Origin of the sequence: Lysinibacillus sp. NPDC056185, from assembly GCF_047737915.1 — a bacterium.
In the GTDB taxonomy this organism is placed as follows: Bacteria; Bacillota; Bacilli; order Bacillales_A; family Planococcaceae; genus Lysinibacillus.
Genome location: NZ_JBLLLQ010000042.1, coordinates 23,430 through 32,690, shown reverse-complemented (window position 1 = coordinate 32,690; position 9,261 = coordinate 23,430). Strand labels below are relative to the sequence as shown.

Below are 9,261 nucleotides of genomic sequence, written 5' to 3'. Positions count from 1 at the left end.
CTTATATATACTGAGCAAATACTATTAAGTAACAATATGAGTATTAGTAATGATGAAATGAATAAGCTGAGAAATATTAGGGCTAAGTTTGTGAATTTTAGGGTGAATTAATAGTTTTTATTCTCCCGATTATTTCCACCCCTCGTTTTTCTAAGAAATCCAATACTTGTGTTACAGAAATATCACCACCACCGTTTTTTTCTAATTCAATGAGAAACTCCATAGAAGCTTCTTTTCTAAATGTTTTTTCAAAAAATAACATTTTATTATCAAAGTCCAATTTATTAAAATTAGTCATTTTTTTATCCTCCAATTACTATGATAATTAAGCATTATAAAAGGAATAGTTTATTATATGCAATTTAAACTATTATATAAATTAAACAACAATATTGTTACTTATTTTTGTTGTCCAAAATAAAAAACAAACTACTTTATTTCAACCGACACCGTCTGTTTTAGGGACGGTGTTAAATTATATAAAAAAGTCATTATTAGGCAACTTTATTGTCACTTGTCAAAAACTTCTTGAAGGATTGCTCTTAAAGAAACAATGATTTACTTTTGAATAATTAACTGTACGCCAAGTTTGCGAATTAATCGATTTGTAGTTGATAAAGAAATACGGTTATAAAATTAACTGCTATAAAAAACGTCCTTATATTCAGTATACAACTTACTATTTTTTTTGGTCTAAATTCAAATAAGTGATTTAAAACAGTTAATAGTATTAATAAAAGGGAGATATTTTAAATGGAGAACAATTTTCTGAGTCAAACAGTCCGTTTCTTACAAAAAAGTGATCTAAAAATTTATCCAATAGTATATAGAGAATATGAAGTTCAAATTAATGAAGAGGAGGTTGTATTTAGTGGAGGAGGTAGTATTCTTAAAGACTATTTTAGTAAACCTCATATTTCAGATAATCTAATATTGCAAATCATTGATATTTTTTCAACCTTAGATGCAAAAATTGATATAGACTTCCCAAATTTACAAGGTAAATCATTTAGATACAAATACATACATCTGCCTAACAGTTCAGATGAGGAAATAATATTAAAGGAATGTTATAGGCTTTTCAAATTGTTAAGAAATGCTGCTACCCATTCAATGAATTCAATTACTATTTCGAATGATGACATAGTTGCTGAATATGATTTCAACCATACTAATTTTCATTTAAAAATAACAAGTTTGGGTATATCTTATTTATTTACATATGTTTTGGAACCTTTTAACTCAAATTCTCTTTATACTCAAAATTTTTTCAGAGCATTTAATAGAGAGCTGTATGATTTATTAAAACAAGAAGTATCTACTTTTTCAGACGATTTTGGAACTGAACTGAACTCTATATCTAGTAATTTGAAGTTAAGAAGGGGAGTTAGAAATTACATTGTAAATCCTTCTTATGAGATTAGTAATGAAACAAGTAAATTGAAAATTACTACCCCTTATATAAAGCATGCAATTTATGAAAAGGATTATGGTGTAGATTATTTTATTAAGATTCCTGAGAGTAATAAGTATTTAATTCCAGATGAAGTTCTTAATGATCAATATGAAATAAAATTAACAAATTTGCAAGATTGGAAATTAGATAATGATTAAGTGCTCTAGGTTTAATTTGTATTTCATACTTCTTTCAGATTGGTATATATAAATATATAGAAATTAAATTTAGACGGGAACACCAAGCTTTTAAACATGACTTTACTATAGGGATGGCTATAGTAAAGTCATGTTTAAAGCGGGGGGTTTTTGTCACAATAACGTCAGCTGTAGTAATTTTTTAAACATTGTTTTTTAATTCAGTATGATGAAATTGTCAGTTTAAAACTTTATTTTTTATATTAGTTTTTAGATGGAGGATATTATTGGAATTTAAGTTTAAAACTTTATTATTATTTGATTAATCATTTAGATCGAAAAATGTACGTTTATTCAAAGAATCAGTTTACAACTTTATTATCTCTTCACATTGTGATGTTAAGTTACAATAAAGATGTATACTGGACAATTAAGATATATACTTTGCAATAAAGATATATACTGGACAATAAAGATATATACTAAATAATTTAGATTGTAAACAATCTTATATTTAAAAAATTGCAGCTTAGAAATAAAGTTGCGATGTTTAAAATAAAGTCATGAAGCGTTCCCCCTTTGGTTATTATTTAGCCAAAGGGGTGTTTTTTATGTCTAAAAGAACAAGAACATCTAAAGTTGTAGTTTTATAAAAAAGATTGATCATTTAAAACAAAGTTCGATAATTTAAAATAAACATTGATTATTTTAATAAAGTTTGATTAAAATCCTGTATCAAAACAGGATTTTTCTTATTCCACAAACAGACCAGTTAGTTAAAGAAGACATACTTAAACAAAACATGTGAGTAGTTTGATAATACGATAATAATTAGACAAGCATTCGGAACTCGTTGAATGAGCAACAATACTTTGGTTTTTGGTGAAATATATAACTTTCAAGTAAACTTAATAAATACTAATAGATGGATTTTTGTTATGATTCTTTATTTTGAAAATGAACGATTTTTCCCAGTAAATCGTATTACATATAAATCATTATTGTATGGAGTAGATCTCATGGATGAAAAGGATTTAATTCGAAAAGCGAAAAAAGGAGATACATTGGCTCTTTCGAAACTGCTACAACAGAATTATTCGTTCCTCGTAAAGTATTTAATGAAAGTTACTCTTCATCCACAAATCGCAGAAGATTTAGCACAAGAGACGATGATGAAGTGTATTGAAAAAATCCAACTGTATAATGGTGAATCCAAGTTTTCATCATGGCTCATCACAATCGCAACGAACCTTTTTATCGATCAACAGCGCAGAAAGAAGCGGGAGGAAAACTGGCTAGAGCAGGAACAAGCGCTCCGAAAAATGAAATGGAATGCAGCCATTATGAACGAAGAATGGAATGATGTACTTGATGTACTTGCTCAAATTAATGAAGAAATACGTATGCCAATCGTGTTAAAGCATTATTACGGATATTCATATAAGGAAATTGGAAAAATGATGGGTATTGCAGAAGGAACAGTAAAATCTCGAGTTTCAAATGGTCTAAAAAGTGTACGAAAGGAGTTGGCTGAACTTGAAAGAGTATGATTCTAAAAATAGTCATTCTATGTTGGATGATGAAAATGAATTAACGGTTAAGCAATTAATAGATGGTTTAGAAAAACTGGATCAATGGAATCCAGTATCTACTCCAAGCTTACAATGGTTTCAACAGAATGTTGAATTAGAGAAAAAAAGAATACGAAAAAAACAATGGAAAGACCTCCTCACGTTTATCTCTGTTGCAGTATTTGTGCTTTCGGTTGGGATTGCTGTCGTTTATCGTCAGCCAATTCTTTTTCTTTATTTTCAGCTTGTGGGGATTATCTTATTGCCCTTAGCGCTTAAAAAAACTAGAAAGAAGGTCAGTAATGAATGATCTCAAATGAACTAAGTAGCACACCGCTTTGGTTATGCATCGTGATTGCATTCATTCTGATTTGTCAGAGCTCATGGATGTTTTGGGATGCACGGAAGAGGGGACACAATGCTTGGTTATGGGGCTTTTTAGGCCTTATTCAATTTCCAGCGTATCTAATTATCTATCTTATTTTTGCAAGAAAAATATTTAAAAGAAAGGTCTCAGGATCAAATTCCTGAGATTTTTTTTATTTATTTTTTCGTGAGTGAACGATTAGACGAACGTAATCGTATTAAGGGTAAATAAACAATTTGGAGGAGAAAAAAATGAATGAACTAGTAAATGGAATCCTATGGGAAAGGATTGCGCAAATTCTTGTCTTACAATGATTACCGCATTAGTTTGGTTGTATTAGAAATGAAAAAATTGAATCTCTTGTAAGCAATTTTGAGAAATTACTTGATAAATATCTTATGGAAGGCAGCTTCTATAAATTTTTACCATCTGTTAAATAAAGACAACAAGGAGATACCTTTGTTCGAAATAACAGCAATGAAATCAATCACTTATCTAAGGAGGCAATTCTTTTATGAAAAATAAACTATCTGGGGTGTTAGCCGCTACATTAGCGTTAACGATGAGCTTACCAACAGGGGCGATGGCGTTTTCTAGCAGTCAGACTACGGTTGTAGCTAGCCAAGAAGTAGCTAGCCAGGAACTGAAGAAGATTGCGGCAGAGAAGGCTGCGCTACTCACGAAGTCGTATGAGACGAATAGCGTGCAGTATGCGCTAATTGACAATGGCCAAATTATTTTGTCGGGTCAGGCAGGTAAGAACGATATGAAAGGGAAACAGCCGCTGACCAAAGATACCCTATACGGGATTGGTTCAGTCAGTAAAATGTATGCAACGGCGGCTGTGATGAAATTGGTCGACGAAGGAAAAGTTGATTTGGATGCTCCTGTTGTCCACTATGTTCCTGATTTCAAAATGAAAGACGAGCGTTACAAAAGCATTACGCCGCGTATGCTGTTGAACCACTCCTCCGGCTTGCAAGGTACTGAGTATAGGAATGCATTTTTATTTAAAGATAATGATACCTATGCCCATGATAACTTGTTGCAGCGATTGTCCAACCAGCACTTGAAGGCGGATCCTGGCGCGTTCTCGGTATACTGCAACGACGGCTTTACGCTGGCTGAGATTTTGGTGGAAAGAGTCAGCGGTCTGAGCTTTACCGAATTTCTACATAAACAGTTTACAGAACCCTTAAAGCTAAATCATACGAAAACGCCGCAGGATAAATGGGAAGATGATAAGCGGGCTGGACTTTATTTTCCAATGTACCAAGGGCAGCTTCCCACTGAATCGGTGAATGTTATCGGGGCGGGAGGGATCTCTTCCACGGCAGAGGATATGGTGCGATTCTCACAATTATTTATGGGACAGGGAAAAGGGATCCTCTCTGATAAGGCAGTCAAAGCGATGGAGCAAGAGGAATATAAAAAAGGAATGTGGCCGGGGGATGAAGATAACATTTTCAAATATGGTCTTGGTTGGGATAGTGTGAAACTATATCCATTCAGTGAATATGGAATAAAGGGCTTGGCTAAGGGCGGAGATACGTTTTTACAACATGCTTCACTGGTCGTGCTTCCGGAACAGAAGATGGCAGCGGCTGTGTTGTCATCTGGCGGCGGGAGTTCTGTAAATCAACTGATGGCGACTGAATTACTGCTCACTGCGCTTAAAGAGAAGGGCACAATTAAGGACATTAAGCCGAACAGATCCTTTGACAAGCCGGTCAAGGCCAAGATACCTCGAGACGTAGCGAGGAAAGCGGGTTTTTACGGTAATAGTTCAAGTCAGTTCAAAATAGAAATTACGAAGAATGGGGAACTGTTCTTATCATCTAATCCAGAAGAAAAATATGTATATACTGCGAATGGAAGCTTTATTAATGAGACAGGTACCTCCAAGCTCAACTTCGTCACAGAGAAGAATAGACGAACATATTTGAGGGAGAGTACATTTATATCGATGCCTGGCTTAGGGCAAGTAGCGGTGAATCACTATGGAGCAGAGAAACTAGAAGACAATGTGCTATCGAAGGAAACCACTGCCACCTGGGCAAAGCGGGAAGGTGGCAAGTTCTATCTTGTTAACGAGAAATATAGTTCTTCTCAATATCTCGTACCAGTGTTACTTACAACACAAATTAATCGCAATGATGGTCTAGAGGGCTATTGGAACGGCAGAAAAATTACAGGCCCAAACACGGCTGCGCATCAGCTCCAGATCCCCGGGTTGGCAGGCCGTGATACGACGGAATCTCGTTTCTATACAGAAGGCGGAAATGAATATATGGAGATGTCCGGATTTTTATATGTAAGTGGAACCAATGTAAAACCGCTTGATGCAAGCCCAGCATCTAAAGTTACGCTACAAGCAAATGGTCATGCGAGATGGTTTACAATCCCGCAAGCGGTAACAGGGAAAACGATGACCGTAGCGTTGCCATCGAAGAGTTCGTTCGCGGTGTATGATGAGAAGGGTGTATGTATCAATTTTACCGTTGTGAGCGGCAATAACAAAGTAAAACTGCCGGAGAACGGAACGGTTGTATTTGCTGGTGCGCCGAATTCGGAATTTGCAATCAAGTTGAACTAACTACAATTTAAGATGTACTTCAACAAAACCAGTACGACACCGAAAAGGTGTTTTGCTGGTTTTGTTTGTATTTACGCATTCTCTTTACGAAGGGGCTTACTGAACACTTATCATTTCCCCATAAACAATCATGGTAATAATCTGTTAATGGTGTTTGTCTTAAAATACTAAAAGCTTTATGACAATAGCTGAAAGCATAAATTAAAGTGAAAGGGAATGAAATTGTTCCCTTTTTACTTTAGAACTTCTTAAACTAATGGGGTTTACTTGAAGATCATTGAGTTGCATAGGCAGCTCTTTTTTTCTTATTGAACTCCCATGAAAGAACTAAATCATCTTTCATTTTCTGTGGTGAAGTGCTAATTTTAACGGGCACTTTAATTGAAGATTCGCATCCAGAAATAATCAATAAAAACCAAACTAGATAAATAAAGAACCAACTGTTTTGATCAAACTTTGTTTCAAAACAGTTGGTTTCTTTCTGTATAAAATCAGTGTTTGCGACTTACTTTTAATCGAACTTTATTCAAAAGCTACATGTGATGTTGAGTTACAATAAAGATGTATACTGATTACTTAAACAGAATACATGAGTGATTTTAACTAATCTCGTTATACTTTATAATCACATTATCTTGTAAATAAGATGATTTAGCATGAAATACAAACCTTGGTACAGTGTGTTGCTGTATCAGGGTTTTTTTACGGTTATTTATTATGGGACACAAAATATATACAATTGAATAGCCTTTATTACATTGATTGATTTACAATTCAAATTAAAAAAGAACTAATTATTATGAAGAGATTGATCATTTAAAACAAAGTTCGATAATTTAAAATGAAAATTGATTATTTTAATAAAGTTTTGTATCAAAGCAGGATTTTTTCTTATTCAACAATCGGGCCATTTAATTGAATGAGGAAATTGTTTAAATTTGGAACCCTTGCCATTATATATCGTTAATCTTAATTATTAAATGGCTATTTTACTGAATATTTAGAGAGAACTTTTTACACTTTACCTTGCTAATTAGGTTGTGAATTAGAGTTTTGCACATCTCAACCGAACCCGTTAACAAAAAGTAACGCTCTTTTATTTCGAAAGATGCAGAGGATTGACGTTATTACCAACAACCTGTGCCATCTTTTATAGACTCCTTCATATTCCTTTTCCCAAGATGGTATTGAATTCACAGGATAAGGGAACGTGTATAAATAGACAATTTAGTAACGGTGTAAATCTGCATTTTTCAACCGGCTCCTCAGCTTCAACTAATGGGGGCGTTAATTAAAGATTATTGAGTTGCGTAGGCAACCATCTTTTTCCTTATTGAACTAACACTGCAGTTTAGTTGAATAACAAATGCTATAATTTGGATATAAAAAGAAATGAGGGAAGATATGAAAGTTAGAAACTCAGTAAAGGCAATTATTTTGGATGGGGAAAAAATATTATTAACTAAAAACCAAGATGACGAGGGGTATTTTTTTCTTTGTCCTGGTGGAGGGCAAGAACATGGTGAAACATTCCATACCACTTTAAAAAGAGAGTGTATTGAAGAAATTGGACTTAATATAGATATCAAAGAATTATTACATATCAGGGAGTATATAGGAAAAAATCATGAATACGCTGAATTTGATTTTGATGTTCACCAAATAGAATATTATTTTTTATGTCAGGTAAGTAGAACTGAAACTCCAATAAAACCAACAAATCCTGATAATCATCAGGTAGGTGTTGAGTGGATTCGTATTGAGGATTTATTAAATTACAGGCTATACCCAAAAGAGTTAAGAAAATATATAATTGGATATTTAAATGGTGAAAATTCACCAATTTATCTTGGAGATATAAATTAACTTGTTATTAGCAAGGTCTTTAGTAGAAGATCATTAAGTTGTTCAGGCAGCACTTCTTTTATTTAACTACCGGGTGCTTTAGTGGAGTAAGGCGAATTAAAATAATCAATCCTTTTTATAAAAACAGTTATTAAAAATAAAAGAAAGCTGTCATTTTGATCAATCTTTATTCAAAATGACAGCTTTTTATATACAGTTAAATCAAGGATTTAGAGTGATTCCAATTAATTTGTCGTTAGTTGAAAGAGGTTCACTTTATCCCTTTAAATTCCCAATAATTTTTTTCAAAAAAATTAATTATCTCATCTTTATAGTTAAATTGATCATTGAGCTTTTGTAATAACTCAATATCATGGGTATGAGTTTTTCCTGTTTCTAGCATTTCTCGATATAAATCAATATAAGGGAGTTTATTATGAATAGCGTTGTTTAATTCCTTTTCTACATCATAGGGAATTTTTTTAAATCTCACCTCTGCAATCCCTGTCTCATCAATTTCAAGAATTGCATACTGAGCACGTAGATCAGAATGTAACTTGCCCCATTTGTAAAAGGGCTGTCCTACAGTTCCTGGGTTAATAATCAACTGATCATTGCTACTATAGCGTAACAATTGGTGATGGGTATGAGCATAAATCGCAATATCGTAATCATGCTCAAATAACTGATCAAAATTTTTCTGATCATTAGTGGGCCATAAATCTCCTCCATAATTTTTATTCTGTAAATTATGGCTAATGCTGATAGATAGATTATTAACTTGTCTTGTTAAATGTAATGGTAAGCTCTTAATAAGATTAATATAGCTTTCATCCAAATTTTCACACTGATACTGAACTAACCTAGAAATATAGATATCAGAAGCATTATCAAAGTCAATCTCTTTATTCAGTACGTCAAGGAAGCAGTCTTCCCAATTTCCTTTAACGTAAGTAGCAACTTTAATACTATCTAATATTTCAAATAAATCATTTGCCCCAGGCCCAGGCATGATTAAGTCCCCTAAAAACCAATATTCAGTGACACCTTCTTTGATCGAATCTTCGATAACTGCTTTTAAAGCACTTGCATTCCCATGGACATCTGCTAGTAAAGCAATCTTATGTTTCATGTCTTTCATTTCCCTCCCTTTAAATTGACGTATAATCTAAACAGAATGTATATTTTTGTTTTATCATTTTATGGTATATTATAAAAATTATTTAGAAACCTTCAATCGAAGGGCTTAAAAAAAAAAAGCAAAGCCCAAGAATGCCGTAAAATTACCA

At 33.1% G+C, this 9,261-nt stretch carries 7 protein-coding genes; 5 read left to right on the top strand and 2 right to left on the bottom strand.

Going from position 1 to position 9,261, the window contains the following annotated elements:
- Window positions 1–97: 97 nt before the first annotated feature.
- Complete coding sequence (locus ACMZ42_RS24515) at window positions 98–298, bottom strand: hypothetical protein (RefSeq protein WP_415733094.1); 201 nt, start codon at window positions 296–298, stop codon at window positions 98–100.
- A gap of 455 nt (window positions 299–753) precedes the next feature.
- On the opposite strand from ACMZ42_RS24515, the gene ACMZ42_RS24510 reads away from it, so the two are divergent.
- From ACMZ42_RS24510 to ACMZ42_RS24490, 5 genes are all read left to right on the top strand, one after another.
- Window positions 754–1,614: a hypothetical protein gene (locus ACMZ42_RS24510; protein WP_415733093.1), complete on the top strand. Its 861-nt coding sequence runs from the start codon at window positions 754–756 to the stop codon at window positions 1,612–1,614.
- Window positions 1,615–2,612: 998 nt separating this feature from the next.
- Window positions 2,613–3,143: an RNA polymerase sigma factor SigY gene (sigY, locus tag ACMZ42_RS24505; protein ID WP_415733095.1), complete on the top strand. Its 531-nt coding sequence runs from the start codon at window positions 2,613–2,615 to the stop codon at window positions 3,141–3,143.
- On the top strand, window positions 3,130–3,474 hold the full coding sequence (locus ACMZ42_RS24500; RefSeq protein ID WP_107950135.1) for a YxlC family protein: 345 nt from the start codon (window positions 3,130–3,132) through the stop codon (window positions 3,472–3,474). The genes sigY and ACMZ42_RS24500 overlap by 14 nt, the downstream gene beginning before the upstream one ends.
- A 571-nt stretch (window positions 3,475–4,045) precedes the next feature.
- Window positions 4,046–6,127: a serine hydrolase domain-containing protein gene (locus ACMZ42_RS24495; protein WP_415733092.1), complete on the top strand. Its 2,082-nt coding sequence runs from the start codon at window positions 4,046–4,048 to the stop codon at window positions 6,125–6,127.
- A 1,404-nt stretch (window positions 6,128–7,531) separates the two neighbouring features.
- Window positions 7,532–7,993, top strand: a complete 462-nt coding sequence (locus ACMZ42_RS24490) for an NUDIX domain-containing protein (RefSeq protein WP_415733091.1) — start codon at window positions 7,532–7,534, stop codon at window positions 7,991–7,993.
- A 250-nt stretch (window positions 7,994–8,243) separates the two neighbouring features.
- Here ACMZ42_RS24490 and ACMZ42_RS24485 read toward each other — a convergent pair whose 3' ends face one another.
- A complete protein-coding gene (locus ACMZ42_RS24485) occupies window positions 8,244–9,104 on the bottom strand; it encodes a metallophosphoesterase family protein (protein ID WP_402873319.1) in 861 nt (286 codons plus the stop codon).
- Window positions 9,105–9,261: the final 157 nt, after the last annotated feature.